The following is a 17645-nucleotide window of genomic DNA, read 5'->3' as shown; positions in this document are numbered from 1 at the left end:
GCGAAGCGTCAGGCGCCGATCCTGGCGGCGACGATCGGGGCGAGACGGTCGGTGACGACGCGATGTCCTCGGTCGTTCGGATGGACGGAATCGGTCAGATCGCCGGAGCCCAGCCAGCCCGTGGTGTCGACGAAGGACACCCGGGAGTCCCCGCCCGAGACCGCCCCCTGTACGGCGGCCTCGGTCTGCGGGACGAACCGTCCCCGGAAGGTCTCCAACGCGAAGATCCAGGCCTGCGGATGAGCGGCCCGGACCTTGCGCAGCAGACTGGAGTAGGCGGCCTGGAACTGCGCCGAACTCACCCCGTGGCCCACGTCGTTGGTGCCCAGGTTGATGACGACGGCGTCCGCCCGGTAGCGGGCCGGGTCCCAGTCGGGCGTCGCCGCGTTGGGGTTGAGCTTGGTGTACTGCCGTTCCAGGCCCACGCATCCGTCCGCGGCGGCGACCAGACAGGCTCCGCCCTGGGCGATCTGCGTGTGCTCGGTGCCGAGCCGCTCCCCGGTCAGCCAGCCGTACGCGGTACGGGCGTTCTGCGAGGTCGTCGTGCCCACGGTGATCGAGTCGCCCACGAACTCCACCAGCTTCCTCGGCGCGGACGGCGCGAAGGTCGTCGCGCCGCTGTCCAGGACCAGCCCCTGGAAGACGGCGTCACCGCGGTAAGAGCCCGCCACCACCTGGTAGTTGACCTGAAGGGTGTGGCGGCCCGCCGGCAGCGCCGCCGGGGTGAGATTCACCGTGCCCTTCACATCGTCGTAGAACTTCACTGGCCCGTCGTCGATCCGCGCCCAGAAGTCGATCGTGCCGCGCTGCCTCAGCTGGACGGTCCGCCCGGTGAAGCCGACCCGGTAGTAGGCACCGGCCCAGTAAGGCGTGTACGCCGTCGCGGAGGTCGTGGTGTCCCAGCGCCCGACGAACTTGATGTTCGGGTCGCCGGGCTGCCCGGGAGCGGCGGCCCGCACGGCGGTGGACGCCGTGCCGTTCAGGGCGGCGCTGATCACCGGGGCCAGCCGCCCCGCGAACTTGGTGTGGCCCGCCTCGTTGGGATGCCCGTTGCCGTCCTCGTAGTCCGCGCCGTCGGTGAGCCAGCCGCTCGTGTCGACGTAACGGACCCTGCTGTCACCGGCGTTGTTGCGCGCGCCGACGGCCGCCCTGGTCTCGGTGACGTACCGCTTCTTGAGGGTCTGCACCGCGAAGAGGAACGCGTCCGGGTACTTGGCGCGCACGTCCCGCAGAAAGGCGGTGTACGCCGCCTGGAACGCGGCGCCGGTCACCCCGTGCCCGATGTCGTTGGTGCCGAGGTTGATGACGACCGCGCTCGCCCGGTAGCGGGAGAAGTCCCAGCCCGTGGCGCCCGTACTGGCCGACTTGAAGAACTGGCCGCTCAGACCGGTGCAGCCGGACTGCGCGACCAGGCAGTAGCCGGCCCGCGCGATCCGTGTGTGCCGCATGCCCAGCCGCTCGCCGGTCTTCCAGGCGTACGAGTCGAGCGCCAGCCGGTCGGTGAGGGCCCCGGCGGTGATGGAGTCGCCGACGAACTCGATCAGCCCGGCCGACGAGCCCGGCGCGACCGTGCGGGCACCGGAGTCCAGGACCAGGCCCTGGAAGACGGTGTCCCCGGACCGGTAGGTGATCCGCAGGGTGTGCGTTCCCGGGGCGAGGGGGCGGGGGGTGAGGTTCACCGTGCCGCGTACGCCCGCGTGGAAGACGTCGGGGCCGCCGTCGACGCTGGCGTAGAAGTTGACCGCGTCCCTTGCCCTCACCTTCACCGTGGTGCCGGTGAAGGACGTCTGGACGTACGCGCCGGACCAGTTGGCGACGGCCGTCGTACCGGAACTCGTGTCCCAGCGGCCGACATAGGCGATATGGGGGTCGGAGACCGAGCCGTCGCCCGGCGCGGCGTGGGCCCGGGTGACGCCGGCCAGCGACAGCAGACAGCCGACGAGTACCGCCGTGAGGACGGCCGCGAGACCGCGTCCGCCGGACCTGTGGGGGGAGGTCTGCATGGGGATCCTTTCTCACCGGGTGTGGGAGCGTTCCCATGAACAGCCTCCCCACGGAACCAGCGAGGGGAATCGCGGTCAAGAGGGCCTGCTGTGAAGGAAGTTGGCCCAGAACCCTGCTGATGGATCTCCGCGGCTTCGCGCCCTACGCGGCAGCGGCCTTCCCGATCAGCTCGCCGAGCCGGGCCTCCGTGTCGGCGGTCAGCTCGGTCAGGGCGTAGGTCGTGGGCCACAGGGTGCCCTCGTCGAGCCGCGCCTGATCGCTGAAGCCGAGAGTGGCGTACCTCGTCCTGAACTTCTGCGCGCTCTGGAAGAAGCAGACGACCTTGCCGTTCCTGGCGTACGCGGGCATGCCGTACCAGAGCTTCGGCGAGAGGTCCGGGGCGGCGGTCGCGACGATCGCGTGCAGCCGCTCGGCGAGGACCCGGTCCGCGTCCGTCATGTCGGCGATCTTCGCGAGCACATCGCTCTCACCGTCCGCCCTGGCCGCGCGCGGACCGCGACGCGCGGACGTCTTCAGCTCCTGGGCGTGCTCCTTCATCGCCTCGCGTTCCTCGGCACTGAACCCGTCGAACTTCTTCTCGGCCGTTCCGCCGCTCCGGGTGGGCTTGCGGGTGTTCGTCATGGCAGGTTTCCCTTCTCGTACTGCTCTCGTACTGCTCTCGTGCCGATCTCGTACTGTCTGATGGTCCGGGTCGTTCCGGGCTACGGTGTCGTGGTGGTCAGCCGAGCCAGCGGCCGTCGCGCAGCAGCTCACGGCCCGTCAACTCGTCCGCCTCACGCCAGGCCTGGACACGGCGCGGGATGATACGGAACCAGCGGTACGCCGTGGCCGACACACGCGGGTCGAACCCGGTGCGCGCGGCGAACCGGTCCCCCCGCTCCCTCGGCAACGCGTCGATGCCGAGGACCTCCACCTCGCCCTCGATCATGGACACATCGCGGGTGGGGCCCAGCCCCAGCCGAGTGGTCCGGGTCGCGGCGAGGTTGCGGCCGGTCGGGCTGTCGGCCGGGGTCGCCACCAACAGCGTCTCGCCGTCCCAGTCGAAGGACAGCGGCACCAGATACGGCACACCGTCCCGCGAGGCACTGGCCACCCAGACATCGACGTCATGGGCGAGCCGGTGCTCCGTGTCCCGGCGACGCACCGTACGGGGGCGTGGTCCGGCGGACGAACCGGTCATGGTCACTCCTTGGTTCCTCGGCTCTGGGTGGTCGGGCCGCTATCCGCCCGGTGTGTCTCGGCCGGGTGCGATCGCCGTGGTCACAGCCTCTCTCCAGGGGGCCACGGCCCGCCTCCGTGGTGAGCACGGAATCCACCACGGAGACGCCACGGATCCCCGGACACGGATCACTTGACGCGCATCAACGGATAATGGGCCGGTGTCCACTCCAGCGGTCTCGGCCCGGGAAGCCGAAGTGCTCGCGCTCCTCGGGGAGCACCTCAGCAACGCGGAGATCTCCGCGCGGCTCTTCATCTCCGTACGCACGGTCGAGTCGCATGTCTCCGCCCTGCTGCGCAAGCTCGACGAACCGGACCGGCGGGCCCTCTCCCGGCGCGCCGCCGAACTCGCCCGCGCCGCCGAACTCGCCCGCGCCGACCGGCCGCGCCCGGCACCCGCGCTGCCCGAACCCCTCACCGCGTTCATCGGCCGGACACGGGAGCGCGCCGAACTGGCCGAGGCGGTGAAGACACGCCGCCAGGTGACCGCGGTCGGTCCGGGCGGCGTGGGCAAGACCCGGCTCGCCCTGGCGGTGGCGGCCGACGCCGCCGGTGACTTCCCCGACGGGGTGTGGTTCGTCGACCTGGCCCCGGTCACCGACCCCGGGCGGGTCGGGGCGGCGATCGCGACGGCCGTGGGGGTCGGCGAACAACCCGGGCGCGGTATCGACGAGTCGGTGCTCGCCGCCCTGGCGGACCGTCAGGCACTGCTGGTGCTGGACAACTGCGAGCAGATACGCGACGGGGTCGCCCCGTTCCTGGAACGGCTGCTGGTCGCCTGCCCGGGGCTCCGGGTCCTCGCGACGAGCCGGGCCCGGATGCTGGTGCCGTTCGAATGGGTCTTCCCGGTTCCACCGCTGTCCGGGGACGGCGGCGCCGAGTCGGAGGCCGTGACCCTGTTCCTGGAACGGGCGGCGGCGGTCGGCCCACCCCCGGAACCGGCCGTACGGGACCGGATCGCGGCCATCTGCGAACGGCTCGACGGCATGGCGCTCGCGATCGAACTCGCGGCGGCCCGGTGGCCCACCCTCGGCCTGGACGGTCTGACGGCCGGCCTCTCCGACCAGCTGCGCATCCTCGCCGGCGGCCCCCGCGCGGACGACCGGCACCGGTCGGTGCGCGCGGCGCTGGACTGGAGCCACGACCTGCTGGACCCGGCCGACCGGGCGCTGCTGCGGCGGATCTCGGTGTTCGTCGTGCCGTTCACCGCCGAGTCGGCCACGGCCGTGGCCGGGTTCGCCCCGCTGGACGCGGCCGAGATCGCCGACGGACTCGGCCGGCTAGCCGAACAGAGCCTGCTCACCGCGACCCCGTCCGCGACCGGCACCCGCTACCAGGCGCTGGAGACCATCCGCCAGTACGGGACCGAACGGCTCACCGACGCCACCGAGCTGACGGACGTCCGCTCCCGCCACCTGGACTGGTGCCTGACCGGCGCGAACGCCCTCACCGGAGCCGGGGGTACGGACTGGCGTGCCCGGTTCGACGCCCTGGCCGACGACCTCCGGGCGGCCCTCGCCTGGGCCGCCGACCGCCCGGACCGCCGCCCGGACGCCCACCGCCTCGCCCTCGCCCTGGCCGAACTGACCTTCACCCGCACCCTGCTCGGCGAGTCCCAGCAGCGGTACGAGCAGGCGGCGATGCTCGCGGTCGGTGCGGGGGTGGGTGCGGCGGTCGGTACGGCTGTGGGTGTGGCTGTCAGTGTGGCCGGTGACACGACCGGGGCCGCCGCCGCTGCCGTGGCGCTGCGGGAGGCCGCCGCGGTGGCCGGCTGCCGCAGGCTCGGCGACGACATGTACCGCCTGCACCGGGCCGCCGCCGAGGCCGCCCGCCGGGCCGGCGACAACGCCGGCGCGGCCTGCGACCTGGCTGCCGCCGCCACCGTCGCGTACCGCTTCTCCAGCGAGTTCACCGTGCTCCCGGCCGTGGACGAGGCGACCGCGCTGCTCGCGGAGGCGCGACGACAACTGGCCGATGACGAAGGCGAGGTCGAGGTCGAGGTCGAAGCCGATGCTGGCGTCGACGCTCTGACGGCCGACAGGCCGAACCACGCGCCGGCCGGTCCGTGGGCCGATGTGGCACCCGATCCGCTGATCGATCCCCCAACTGCCCCAACTGCCCCCACTGCCCCAACCGCCCCAAGCGGCACGGCAGCCACGGCCGCCGCCGCCCTCGCCCTCGCCGAAGCCGCAGTCGTCGCGGACGCCTTCGGCGCGGTCCAGGGAGACGTGGACAACACCGCGCAGGAGACGGTCGGTTACGCGGAACGAGCCGTCGCACTCGCCCGGCGGGCAGGCGACCCGGTGGCCGAGTCCGCCGCCCTCGACGCGCTCTCCGGCGCCCGGACCTGGGCCGGCGACCCCTTCGGCGCGGCGGCGGCCGCCCGGCGCCGTATCGAGATCCTGGCCCCGGTCCCGCACACCCCCGCCGCGACGAACGAGCGGATGGACGCCCTCGCCATGGCCGCCGGGACCGCCCTCGGCGTGGGCGACTTGCCACAGGCCCGCGGCTGGGGCAGGCAACTCGCCGATCATCCGCTGTTCGCCGAGGTGGAACACCACGCCACGTCCTGGCTCCTGGTCGCGGACGCGTTCGCGGGCAACGCCACCGACGTCCTCACCGGCGGCGAGCGGTTCCTCGACGCCTGGCGGCGGAGCGGCCGGCAGCGGTCGTTCTCGCTCGGCCCGGCCGCCGCGTCGGTCGCCATGATCCACGGCCTGCGCGGCGACCACGACGCACGGGCGGCCTGGCTCGCGATCGTCGACGAGGCGGGCACCGGGGCGGAGCACCACCACGGCTACGGCGCGGTCTTCGACGCCATGGTCCTCCTCCACCACGGCGACCCGGACGCGGCCCTGGAACGGGTCGCCCCCGAGCCGGAGCAGGTGTGGAAGTGGGTCTCCTGGATCTGGCTCCACTGGTACGTGGGCCTGCGGGCCGAGGCATCGGTCCTCACCGGCCACCCGGAGGCCCGGCAGCGGGTCGCCGCCGCCCGGAAGCTGGTCACCGGCAACCCGGTCGCCACCGCCCAACTCGACCGCGCGCAGGCGCTCTTGGACGGTGATCTGCCCCGCCAACTCGCCGCCGCGACGGCATTCGACACGGCGGGCTGCCCCTACCAATCGGCCCGCACGCTCCTCCTCGCCGGAGACGGAAACGGAACCGAGAACGGAGACGCCCACACCGCCACCGGCCTGGTAGCGCTCGCCGGCCTAGGTCTCGCACCTGGCACCTGAGCCCGATCCGGCGACCGAGGTCGGCCGGGGCCAGCGGGTGCCGACCGACGGAGGTCGGCCGGTGTCGGTCGGCGTCTGTCGCCCTCAGCGCCCCTTGCGCACCCGGGCCGCCGCGCGGGCCTCCGCCGCCTTGCGGGCCTCGGCGGTCTTGCGGGACTCCTTCGCGGGTCGGCCCGGACGGGTGCCGAGGCCGCGGAAGGGGGCGTTGCCCGTGGCGGTCCTGGTCCCGGCGGGAGGCCGCTTCGCCCCGGTGATCGCGGTCAACTGGGCCTCGCCGGACCGCACTTGGGTGACCGTGGGGCGGATCCCGGCGTCGGACATCATCCGGTTCACGTCGCGCCGCTGGTTGGGGGTGACCAGGGTGACCACCTTCCCGGACTCCCCGGCACGCGCCGTGCGCCCGCCCCGGTGCAGATAGTCCTTGGCGTCGGCGGGCGGGTCGACGTTGACGACGAGGTCGAGCGCGTCGATGTGAATGCCGCGCGCCGCGACATTGGTGGCCACAAGGACGGTGACCGCGCCGTCCTTGAACTGCCCGAGTGTGTGCGTGCGCTGCGGCTGCGACTTCCCGCTGTGCAGCGCGGCGGCCCGTACACCGCTGGCCCGCAGATGCCGGGTGAACTGGTCCACGCCGGCCTTGGTGTCCAGGAACATCAGGACCCGGCCGTCCCGCGCGGCGATCTCGGTCGCGGTCGCGTACTTGTCGGCGCCGTGGATGTTCAGCACATGGTGTTCCATCGTGGTGACCGAGCCCGCGACCCGGTCGACCGATGCGAGCACCGGGTCGTGCAGATGGTTCCGCACCAGCTGGTCCACGTCGCCGTCGAGCGTGGCGGAGAACAGCAGCCGCTGCCCGTCGGCGTGGACCTGGTCCAGGATCTCCGAGACCTGCGGCAGAAAGCCCAGGTCGCACATCTGGTCCGCCTCGTCCAGCACCGTGATCCGTACCTGATGCAGATGGCAGTCCCGGCGCGACACCAGGTCGGCCAGCCGCCCCGGCGTCGCGACGAGCACCTCGACGCCGGTCCGCAGCGCCGCCTGCTGCTTGTTGATCGACAGCCCGCCGACCACCGTCGCCAGCCGCACCTTCAGCGCCTGCGCGTACGGCGTCAGCGCGTCGCTGACCTGCTGCGCGAGCTCCCGGGTCGGGACCAGGACCAGCGCGAGCGGTCGCTTCGACTCTGCCCGTAGACCCGCCGTACGGGCGAGCAGCGCGAGGCCGAACGCCAGCGTCTTGCCCGAGCCGGTCCGCGCCCGGCCGAGGACATCGCGGCCGGCCAGCGCGTCGGGCAGCGTCGCCGCCTGGATCGGGAAGGGTTCCGTCACCCCGAGACCGGTCATGGTCCGCAGCAGCTCCGGCGGCAGCCCCAGCGCGTCGAAGGACCCGGCCGGCGACGCCGAGGCGTGCGGGGGCCGGCCGGCGGGCGCGGGCTCGGAGGGCGACGGCTTCGCGTTCATGGGGAACCTTTCCTGGTCTGGCGCCCGGAACGCCCCGGGGCCCGTACCCCTCGGTACGGGCCCCGGCGGTGTCGAAGCGTGCCCCCATTTTACCAGCGGGCGCCCACGGCCCGCCCGGCCCGCGCACCGGCCCCGCCCCGCCGACCGGAAGCCGCCGCGCCGGCAGCCGCCGTACTAGAAGCTGCCGTAGTTGACCTGCCAGGTCGGCAGACCCATCCGGCGCCACACGGCGACCACCCGGTCGCGGTCGTCCAGCGAGACCCGTACGGCGAAGCGATGCCGTACATGCCGGTCGAAGAGCTCCGCCTTCACCACGTCGTCACGACGCTGGTCCCCGGCGGCCCGCATCCACAGCTCGTCGTACGGCACCTCGTGCGCGCGCAGCCACGACTCCGTCCGCTCGCGGTGCTCCTCACCGCGCCCGGAGAGCAGGACGAGGACGTCACCGTCGGCGCTGCGGAATGCCCGCAGCGCCCCGCGTACCGACTCGTTGAGCAGATCCTCCCCGCAGCGCGTGAAGTCGTAGGCGCCCCGGTCGCCCCGGAGGGCGAGGGTGCCGTCGATGTCGCACATGACCGCCGAGGGCAGTGCCGGGTCGGCGATGTACGGCTCGACGGCGGGCTCGTCGTTCAGCCACTCCGCGGTGAGCCGCCAGCCGCCCTTGCGGGACTTCGCGTGCTTGTCCGCGAGGATCCGGATGATCTCCTCGCCGACCGGCCGCTCCCGCTCGGCGTCGCGCCGCAGGCACTCCTCCACCGGTACGTCGGTGAAGTCGTGCACCACGAAGGTGGCCAGCCCCGCCACCGCCGCCTTCAGCCGCTTCGGGATGTGCGGTGTCATGTGCGTGTTGTCCACCACGACGTCGAAACCGCCCTCGACGGCCGCCCGCACCGCCGCGTCCTGGATCGCCAGCACGGTCTGCTCGTGCGCGAACGACCGACGCTCGGCCCCCTCCGGCAGCGGGATGTCGAGCATCTGCCGCAGATCGTCGAGGTTGACGCGGCGCATCCGCCCCTCCGACTCCGCCTGCAGCTTGCGGGCTGCCGTCGTCTTCCCCGAGGCGGGAAGGCCCGTCATGACGTGTACCACGGGCACGGTCAGTTCTCCTCGTCGTTCTTGAAGGGGTCGGACGCCTCCGGCCGGGTGGAACGGTACGTCACGAGTTCGGTCGTTCGCCCGTCCAGGCGCTGGAACATGGCGGGCCGTACGGCCGCGTCCGGCAGCTCCCGCACCGCGCGGGCGAACGCCCCCCGGTCGCCGGCCAGATGCGCGAGGGACCGGAACGCCTCGTCGATCGCCCGCTCCCGGTCCTCCACCTGCTTCTCGATGCCCGCGACGACACCACGCACCCACGCGTCGAACTCGTCCGGCACCTGTTCGAGCAGCGCGTCCAGCGGCCGGCCGCCGGACGCGACGACGTCCTCGGCCGAGCAGTTCAGCGCCTGGGCGATCTGCTTGGCGGGCAGCCCCGCGAACCGCTGGATGCCATGACCGCGCCAGATGTCCCGCTCGGTCACACCGGTGAGCACCTTGTGCAGCCGTACGTACTCGGCGAACTTGGCCTTGGCCCGCACACCCGAGGCGAAGCGCAGCACGAAGCCCTCCGCGTCGGTGCCCGTGGCCGCCACACCGCCCGGCAGCCGGTTGCCCTCCGTCATCGCCAGCAGTTCGGCGAGTGGCAGCGCGGGCCGGACGGTGACCACCGAGCCGATGCCGTCCCAGCCCTTCGCGGCCTCCGCCAGGGCAATCTCCGTACCGTCCTTGGCGAACGCGGCCAGCAGCACCACATCACGCCGGTCGCCGTAGTCGACGACGATCCGGTTCTCCGGGTACAGGATCTCGGCGAGGTAGGTCACCCCGGGCACGAGACCGGAGGTGTCCTTCCCGTCGAGCAGCCGCTGCGCCCAGGTGGCCTGGACGCTGATGAACGACCCCTTGGACGCGACCCGCCACGCTCCGGCGTAGTGGAACACCACCGCCAGACTGCCGTCGACCTTGTCGTACACCTCGAACGGCTCGTCCGGGAGACTCGGAGCGTACGGCTGACCGGTCTCGTGCTCACCGACGTTGAAGAACTTCGGCAGCGGAAGCGCGACGATCTCCCCGGTGCCGTCCTCGGCCACGAGTCCGCGGCAGCGCGTGGTCACGCGGGTCCACACGCGCTCGTACTGGCATGTCCTCGTGTACGTGTAGATGGACAACGGCAGTTCCGGGTGCGACTTGCGCGTGACGTGTCCCGCTTCGAGCGCCGCCGCCAACTCGTCCGGCGGCAGCAGCTCGTGAAGAGTCAGGTGGGCCTGGCTCATGTGTTCCTCCCCTTGGTGGTCCCTGATTGTCACGTGGGGGAGGTCCTCGCGCACACTGGATTTCGGGGACCGTCGCAGCTCACCCGCCCGGCGCCACCGCCCGCGACACATCCGCCAGGAGCGTCTCGACGTCCGCGCCCCAGCGTGAGCCGACCACCAGGTCGCGCGCCGGGTCCACCCACAGCAGGTGGTTGCCGCCGTTGCCGCGGGCGCAGCGGCCGGTGGCGGGGGCCGAGGGCCATACCGTGCGGTCGTCGTTCAGCCACCAGGACAGGCCGTAGTTCGGCTTGACCCGGCAGGGCGTCCACAACTCCTCGATCCATCGCCGCGAGACGACCCGGCGCCCGCCCCACACCCCTTCGCGCAGGCAGAGTTGGCCGATGCGGGCCAGGTCGAGGGCGCTGATCCACAGGCCGCCGCCCCAGTGCGCGCCACCGGACACCACGGGCACGCGTACGCCGTCGATGTCGACGACGGAGGTGTCGTAGCCGTGCCACGACCACCCGTCGGAGGCGCCGATCGGCGTCATGATCCGGTCGCGCAGGACGTCCGGGAGGGCGCGGCCCAGGAGGACCGTGAGCGCGAGGGCGGTGAGGTTCACCCGTACGTCGTTGTAGGCCCAGCCCTCGCCGGGCGGCCCGCCCGCCGACTCCGTACCCTCACGGGTGCTCTGCGCGTCGACACGCGTCGGCTTGCCCCACAGCTCGCCCTCCCACTGGCTGGTCTGGTCGAGCAGGTGCCGCCAAGTGATCGCGCGCCCAGGGGAGTCGGTGAACTGTGGCAGACCGACGGAGTCGGACACCGGCTCGTCCAGCCGCAACAGCCCGTCGTCGAAGGCGACTCCGGCCACCAGCGACAGCACACTCTTGGTCGCGCTGTACGCCATCTCCGCACGCCCCGGCTCGCCCCACGAGGCGATGACCGCGCCCCGCCGCACCACGACACCACTGGCACCGCCCCCGTCGAGGAGCGGCCCCACCACCTCCCGATGCGAGATGTCCGCCACCTGCGCCGCGAGATACGACGCCATGTCGTCCACCCCGGCCACCGGCCGCGCCACCTGCTCCCGCACGGCCCGCGCCAACCGCTCCCGGTCCACCCCCTGCCACGGATCACCGAACGGGCTCCCGCCCTCCAGCACGTCCCCGACACCCTGCGGGATCTGCGCGATCTGTGGGATTCGCGAGATCTGCGAACTCCGCGAGGCCATTACTCGTCCCCTCTCTCCTGCCGAGCCTGTCGCTCCAGGAACTTGATCAGCCTGACGTCGTTCCGCACAAGGCGTTCCCGCTCGTCGTCCGGCAGCGAGGCCAGGGGATCGACGATGACCTGGGCGCGGGGCACATGGACCAGCGAGCCGCAGTAGATCCGGCAGCCGGTGCACCACGCGAGCCCGACGCACCGCTCGTAGGAGGCGGACTCGGGCGGGTGGAAGCGGTACTTGTACGAGCGGACGGGCGTCCCGCAGTCGGCGCAGATCCGCCGGTCCCCGTCGGCGACCGTGTCCCAGGTCGCGACCCTGCGCCAGATCAGCCGCTCGTTCCGTGCTCTTCAAGTCGTCATGCCGATCATCGTCCCCCACAACCGGGGCCTCACGGGAGCGAATTACGGGTGCTGACAGACTGTCCGCACACCGCGCCGACGCGCCCGCCCCGCGACGGGAAGGAAGTTCGCCGATGACCCCGATCCACGTGACGGTCTGGGACGAGACCGAACGCGGGGGGCCGCCCGCGGTCTTCGCGCACAACATCTTCACGTGGGGCAGCGACGAGACATACGGGTTCGCGGCGCAGCGACCGCTGGCCGACCGTCACCGCCTGCTGCTGGTGGACCGCCGGGGTTACGGCGACAGCCCCGACACCGACCGCAGCGACTTCGACACCGACGCCGACGACCTGGTGGAACTGCTGGCGGCCCAGGACGGCGGAGCGCATCTGGTCGGCCACGGCAACGGCGGTCTGGCCGCGATGCTGGCCGCCGCGCGCCGCCCCGACCTCGTACGCTCGCTGACCCTGATCCAGCCCTCCGCGTTCTCGGCGGCCGCCGGTCACCCGGTGATCGAGACCATGATGGAGCGGGTGCGGGACAGCGCCGGTGTGCCGGAGTCGGTGACACCGGAGGAGTACCTGCGCGCCTCCACGGAAGGCATCGGCATGCCCATGCCCGACCCCACTCCCCAGCGCCTCCGCGCCGTGGCCACCTCGATGCGCGAACGCCCGATCTGGGAGGCGACGGCGCCCCTGGAACCGCTGCGCGCCGCCCCCTGGCCGACGCTGGTGATCTGCGGGACCTGGCAGGACGCACCCGACCTGTACCGCACCTACGTGGGCGAGGCCCTGATCGCCTGCGCCGAGGCACTGTCCGACACGATCGGCGCCCGACTCCTCCGCGTCCCCGGCCACTACCCGCACACCCAACAGCCCGCCACCGTCAACGCGGCCCTGCGCGCGCTGTGGGCGTGAGGGGGCATGAGAGCGGGGGAGAAGTCCTGATGGGCTGGAGCCCGATGATCTTCAAGTTCGCCGACGGCGGCGAGGAGCCCGTGCCGCTGGACCCGGCGTCGATCCGGGCCGTCCTGGAACCGCACGAGGTGGGGGACCCCCGGCTCACGGCGGGCACGGGCAAGGACGGGGGTCTCGAATTCTGGGTCCGGGCTTCCGACGGCAGCGAGGCCGAGATCTTCGCCGACGCCCGGTGTATCGCGGTGCACCGCCCGCATGCCGGAGCCGTGTGGGACATCGTCGCCGAACTGGTCTCCCGGCTCGGGGCGGTCGTCTTCGACCCGAGCGGGGGCGGGGTCGTGTGCCGGGCGGAGGAACACGCCCACCTTCCGGCGTCCATGCGGGACGACGTGACGGTGATCGAGATGACGGGCGAGGCCCTGGAGGTCGCGCTCACCGGGTCATGACGACGGCGAGCTCTCCCGGGGGCATGACGCGCTCCGCCTCCCCGGCGGGGGCGCCTGCGTCGGTCGTCAAGGCCGTGCCGCCCGTTCAGTAGTCCAGGTGAGCTTGCGCGTTCCGTCGCGACCCCAGGGGGAGGTATGCGGTGAAAGCCGCCCAGAGCCCCGACCCAGCCGAAGGTGTCCGCCCATGTCCCAGACCGCGTCCGCGTCGTCCGCCCTCGGCACCCCGTCGAAGAATCCGCCGACGAAGCTGAGCCCGGTCGACATCCGGCCGCAGGACACCGACTCGTCCGCCCTGCCGCCCCTGCGGTTCCACCACCCGACGCGACTGGAACTGGACCTGCACTTCGACGATCCCGAGAAGGACGGGCACGACAGGGACCGGCCCGGGCGCCGTCCGGTCCAGGGCGGCCGCCCCGACTGCGTGCGCGACGACGAGGGCACCGTGAAGGCCGTACCGCGGCACGGCGAGGAGTGTCTGCTGCGGGTGGGCTCCGACCTCCACCGACTGGTCGACGTGCACTGGCACACACCGTCCGAACACACCGTCGGCGGGGTGGCGTTCCCGATGGAACAGCACATGAAGTACCAGCGTGTGACCGATGACGTCGGTACGGGCGGGGCGGCGGACAGCGGGTTCGCGGTCATCGGCGTCTTCGTCCACCCGGGGCAGGCCAACGACTCCCTGGACCGCCTGCTGACCTCGGCCCGCCGCTCCGACGAGCCCTGGACGGTCGACGAGGTGGAACTCGACGCCCTGCTGCCCTCCTGCACCGAGTCCTACCGCTACGTCGGCTCCACCACCACCTGCCCCTACCTCCCCGGAGTGCGCTGGAACCTGCTGACCCATCCCGTCCAGGCGTCCGCCACCGCGCTGGCGCACTACCGGAAGGTCTTCCCCAAAGGCAACGCCCTGGAGCCACAGCCCCTCGGCGACCGCCGCATCGCCTCCGACCGCCACCGGTGGTGGTAGCGGCACGGAAGCCGCTACGGGCGTCGTCGTCCGGACCGGGTGAACTCGGCCCGGGTGGCGCTCAGTTGACGCCGTCGGGCAAAGCTGAGGCGGTCACGTTTCTCTTCCTCCGGAAGGAGGCACACCTCGGTGACGAGCGGAGCCCGGCGCCCGGTCAGAGGTAGAGGACGTAACTCATACGACGAGCCTGACAACCCGCCGGAACGGACGGCCACCGAATAACGCGCTCTCCGGCGGGCCCGCATATGTACGAACAAACCCTTGACACGTCCCCGAAACAGAAGCATGCTCTGCGCACCGCTTAAAGCGCTTTAAGTCCGCCGGGCGCGGCCGCACCGGCCGTACGGCCGCAGGACCCTCCCCACTTCCCCGCACCCAGGGCCCCACTCTCAGGTCACGGGGAGATAAATGCTCATATAGCGATCCGAAGTACATGAAGGAGCACCCGCACATGGAACGCACTCAGATCGGACGGCCGCCCCGCGGCCGTCGCCTCTCCAGAAGAGTTCTGGCCGGGGCGAGCGTGCTCGCCGCGGCGGCGACCGCGCTGACCGGGTGCAGCAGCGGCAAGGCCACGGGCGACACGGCACAGGCCACGGCGAGCGAGGGCGGATCGGCCCCCGCCGCGAAGGGCGGCAAGAACGCCATCTACGTCATCGGCGGCAAGCCCGACGACCCGTTCTGGTCCGCGGTGAAGCGCGGCGGCGAGGACGCGGCCAAGCTGGTGAAGACCGGCGGCGGCTCGGTGACGTTCCTCGGCCCGAAGACGTACGACAACCTCGGTCCGGACGCCGCCAAGCTGACGCTCACCGCGCTGTCGCAGAACCCGTCGGCGATCGTCGTACCGGACTGGGTGCCCGAGAACCAGGACGACGCGATCAAGCAGGCCGTGAAGCAGGGCGTGCCGGTCTTCATCTACAACGCCGGCGGTGTCGACGCGGCCGAGAAGACCGGATCGCTCAAGTACATCGGATCGGACGACTACGAGGCCGGCAAGGCCGGTGGCGTCAAGTTCGCCGAAGAGGGCGCCAAGAACATCCTGTGCGTCAACACCGTACCCGGCGCGGCGAATTCGGAGGCCCGCTGCGACGGCATCGCCGACGGTGCCAAGACCAAGGGCGCCAAGTCCAAGCAACTGCCCCTGCCCTCCTCCAACTTCGGCAACCCGTCCGCGGTGACCCAGGCCATCAAGGGCGCCCTGCTGAAGGACGACAGCATCGACGCCCTGGTGACGATCGGCGTCCAGGACGCGGACAGCGCCGCCGCCGCGATCGAGCAGGCGAGCGCCGCCGACAAGGTCGAGCTGGGCACCTTCGACCTCTCGGACAGCCAGCTCAGCCGCGTCAAGGAGGGCAAGCAGCTGTTCGCCATCGACCAACAGCCGTACCTCCAGGGCTTCTACGCGGTGTCGATAGCCAACCAGTACCTGTCCTACGGAGTGCTCCCGCCGCAGAACCCGCTCCTGACCGGTCCGCTCCTGGTCACCGCCGACAACGTCGCCGAGGCGATCGCGGGCACGAAGGCCGGCGTCCGCTGACGCGTACGCCCAGCCCGTCGCTCCCTCCCATCCGCGTTCCGCGTCCCGCGTTCCACGCGGAGGTGCCGGGCCCCGGCCCGGACCCGGCACCTCCCCAGGCGCACACCGCGCCGCACATCCGAGATCCACAAAGGTGGTACCAGACCGATGACAACCTCCCTCCCGAAGACGACGGCAGGCCCGGAGACCGCCGTCATACCGGCGCAGCGGTCCGAGAGCCGGCTGGGGCAACTGCGACATCGCCCCGAGGCCGGGGCGCTCATCGGCACACTGAGCGTCTTCGTCTTCTTCGCGATCTTCGGCGGTGAGAAGTTCCTCGCCCAGGCGGGCGCGGCGAGCTGGCTGAACATCGCCGCCGAGCTGGGCATCATCGCCATCCCCGTCGGGCTGCTGATGATCGCCGGCGAACTCGACGTGTCCGTGGGCTCGGTACTCGCGGGCAGCTCGATGACGCTGGCCATCGTGTCCGGGCACTGGGGCGCGCCGATGATCGTCGGCATCGTGCTCGCCCTCGCCCTCGGACTGCTGACCGGCCTGCTCAACGGGATCCTGGTCACCAGGAGCAACGTCCCCTCCCTGGTCGTCACCCTGGCCACCCTCTTCGCACTCTCCGGGCTCACCCTCGGCCTGTCCCGGTTCACGACCGGCACCACCAGCGTCGCCATCGCCCCCGACCCCACCTCCAAGGCGATCTTCGGACAGCTGATCGGCGGCCAGTTCGAGGTCGCGATCTTCTGGTGGATCGCCGTGGCCGTCGCCGTCACCGTGCTGCTCCAGGCCATGCCGTACGGCAACTGGATCTTCGCCATCGGCGGTGACAAGGAGAGCGCCCGCGCCAACGGCATCCCGGTCGCCCGCGTGAAGATCTCCCTGTACATGGCCAGCGGGTTCTGCGCCGCCCTCGTCGGCGTGATCCAGACCATCCTGTACAACGGCGCCCAGGTCGCCAACGGTCAGTCCTTCGTCTTCAACTCGATCATCGCCGTGGTCATCGGCGGCGTACTGCTCCAGGGCGGCTACGGCTCGGTCGTCGGCGTCGTCCTCGGCACCCTGACCTTCGCCATCGTCAACCAGGGCATCTACTTCACCGGCTGGAACTCCGACTGGGCCGCCCTGATCCTCGGTGTCCTGATCCTCGCGGCGGTGCTGATGAACAACACGTTCCGTCGGCTCGCCCTGTCCCACAAGCCCCGCTCCGCGAAGAAGGCCTGACCATGACCGCACCCCTGCTGCGCCTGAACGGCATCAGCAAGTCCTTCCTCGGCACCCACGCGCTGCAGGACATCTCCCTGGAGGTGGACGCCGGGAAGGTGCTGTGTCTGCTGGGCGACAACGGCGCCGGCAAGTCGACCCTCATCAAGATCCTCTCCGGGTTCCACAAGCCGACCACCGGCACCATCGAGGTCAACGGCGCCCCGGCCGTCTTCGACAGCCCGCGTGACGCCAGCGCCCAGGGCATCGCCACCGTCCACCAGTTCGGCGGTACGTTCCCGCTGATGGGCGTCGGCCGCTGCTTCTTCGTGGGTGCCGAACCCACCAAGGGCTTCGGTCCGTTCAAGCTGTTCGACAAGAAACTGGCGGGCGAGATCGCCGTCCGCGAGATGCAGTCCCTCGGCATCACCCGCGTCACCGACGGCGCCCGCCTCGTCGGCAGCCTCTCCGGCGGCGAGCGCCAGGCCCTGGCCATCGCCCGCGCCGTCTACTTCGGCGCCAACGTCCTCATCCTCGACGAACCCACCGCCGCCCTCGGCGTCAAAGAGGCCGCCCACGTCCTGCGCATCATCATGCAGGCCCGCGCCAAGGGCGTCGCCGTCATCCTCGTCACCCACAACGTCCGCCACGCCATGATGGTCGGCGACCACTTCGCCGTCCTCATCCGCGGTCAGAAGGCCGACGACTTCCGCAAGGGCGAACGCACCCGCGAGGAGATCACCGACCTCATGGCCGGCGGCGAGGCCATGGCCGACCTGGAGGCCGAACTCGCGGAACTGCAGGCCGGCGCCTGATC

At 71.7% G+C, this 17645-nt stretch carries 15 protein-coding genes; 7 read left to right on the top strand and 8 right to left on the bottom strand.

Annotated features, from left to right (window positions below; genetic code table 11):
* Positions 1-8: 8 nt before the first annotated feature.
* From ABT147_RS02440 to ABT147_RS02430, 3 genes are all read right to left on the bottom strand, one after another.
* Positions 9-2003 carry a GDSL-type esterase/lipase family protein gene (locus ABT147_RS02440; protein ID WP_351401844.1) on the bottom strand — a complete coding sequence of 665 codons (1995 nt, stop codon included), beginning with the start codon at positions 2001-2003 and terminating at the stop codon, positions 9-11.
* A 142-nt stretch (positions 2004-2145) separates the two neighbouring features.
* Complete coding sequence (locus tag ABT147_RS02435) at positions 2146-2625, bottom strand: iron chaperone (RefSeq protein ID WP_351401842.1); 480 nt, start codon at positions 2623-2625, stop codon at positions 2146-2148.
* A gap of 97 nt (positions 2626-2722) precedes the next feature.
* Positions 2723-3184: a pyridoxamine 5'-phosphate oxidase family protein gene (locus ABT147_RS02430; RefSeq protein ID WP_351401840.1), complete on the bottom strand. Its 462-nt coding sequence runs from the start codon at positions 3182-3184 to the stop codon at positions 2723-2725.
* 199 nt (positions 3185-3383) lie between these two features.
* Between ABT147_RS02430 and ABT147_RS02425 the strand changes: the two genes are divergently transcribed.
* Complete coding sequence (locus tag ABT147_RS02425) at positions 3384-6458, top strand: ATP-binding protein (RefSeq protein ID WP_351401838.1); 3075 nt, start codon at positions 3384-3386, stop codon at positions 6456-6458.
* Between the two features lie 84 nt (positions 6459-6542).
* Here the strand turns inward: ABT147_RS02425 and ABT147_RS02420 are convergent, their stop codons facing one another.
* From ABT147_RS02420 to ABT147_RS02400, 5 genes are all read right to left on the bottom strand, one after another.
* Positions 6543-7916 (bottom strand): DEAD/DEAH box helicase, encoded by a 1374-nt coding sequence (locus ABT147_RS02420; RefSeq protein ID WP_351401836.1) that lies wholly within the window; start codon positions 7914-7916, stop codon positions 6543-6545.
* Positions 7917-8090: 174 nt separating this feature from the next.
* Positions 8091-9011, bottom strand: coding sequence for a phosphatase domain-containing protein (locus ABT147_RS02415; protein ID WP_351401834.1), 921 nt, complete (start codon positions 9009-9011; stop codon positions 8091-8093).
* Positions 9012-9013: 2 nt separating this feature from the next.
* Positions 9014-10222, bottom strand: a complete 1209-nt coding sequence (locus ABT147_RS02410) for an RNA ligase (RefSeq protein ID WP_351401831.1) — start codon at positions 10220-10222, stop codon at positions 9014-9016.
* Positions 10223-10301: 79 nt separating this feature from the next.
* Positions 10302-11432 carry a serine hydrolase domain-containing protein gene (locus ABT147_RS02405; protein WP_351401829.1) on the bottom strand — a complete coding sequence of 377 codons (1131 nt, stop codon included), beginning with the start codon at positions 11430-11432 and terminating at the stop codon, positions 10302-10304.
* Positions 11432-11566 (bottom strand): hypothetical protein, encoded by a 135-nt coding sequence (locus ABT147_RS02400; RefSeq protein WP_351401828.1) that lies wholly within the window; start codon positions 11564-11566, stop codon positions 11432-11434. Before ABT147_RS02400 ends, ABT147_RS02405 begins: the two co-directional genes overlap by 1 nt.
* Positions 11567-11898: 332 nt before the next feature.
* On the opposite strand from ABT147_RS02400, the gene ABT147_RS02395 reads away from it, so the two are divergent.
* The 6 genes from ABT147_RS02395 (at position 11899) to ABT147_RS02370 (ending at position 17643) form a co-directional block, all read left to right on the top strand.
* Positions 11899-12684 carry an alpha/beta fold hydrolase gene (locus ABT147_RS02395; protein WP_351401826.1) on the top strand — a complete coding sequence of 262 codons (786 nt, stop codon included), beginning with the start codon at positions 11899-11901 and terminating at the stop codon, positions 12682-12684.
* 29 nt (positions 12685-12713) lie between these two features.
* Positions 12714-13130, top strand: coding sequence for a hypothetical protein (locus tag ABT147_RS02390; RefSeq protein ID WP_351401823.1), 417 nt, complete (start codon positions 12714-12716; stop codon positions 13128-13130).
* A 184-nt stretch (positions 13131-13314) separates the two neighbouring features.
* A complete protein-coding gene (locus ABT147_RS02385; protein ID WP_351401821.1) occupies positions 13315-14100 on the top strand; it encodes a carbonic anhydrase family protein in 786 nt (261 codons plus the stop codon).
* Positions 14101-14551: 451 nt separating this feature from the next.
* On the top strand, positions 14552-15637 hold the full coding sequence (locus ABT147_RS02380; protein WP_351401819.1) for a sugar ABC transporter substrate-binding protein: 1086 nt from the start codon (positions 14552-14554) through the stop codon (positions 15635-15637).
* A gap of 147 nt (positions 15638-15784) precedes the next feature.
* Positions 15785-16849, top strand: a complete 1065-nt coding sequence (locus ABT147_RS02375; protein ID WP_351401818.1) for an ABC transporter permease — start codon at positions 15785-15787, stop codon at positions 16847-16849.
* Positions 16850-16851: 2 nt separating this feature from the next.
* Positions 16852-17643, top strand: coding sequence for an ATP-binding cassette domain-containing protein (locus ABT147_RS02370; protein ID WP_351401815.1), 792 nt, complete (start codon positions 16852-16854; stop codon positions 17641-17643).
* The last annotated feature ends 2 nt before the right edge of the window (positions 17644-17645 follow it).

This window comes from Streptomyces sp. NPDC001868, from assembly GCF_040297125.1.
Lineage (GTDB): Bacteria > Actinomycetota > Actinomycetes > Streptomycetales > Streptomycetaceae > Streptomyces.
The sequence above is the reverse complement of the archived record's forward strand: the minus strand, read 5'-3'. Positions and strand labels throughout refer to the sequence as shown.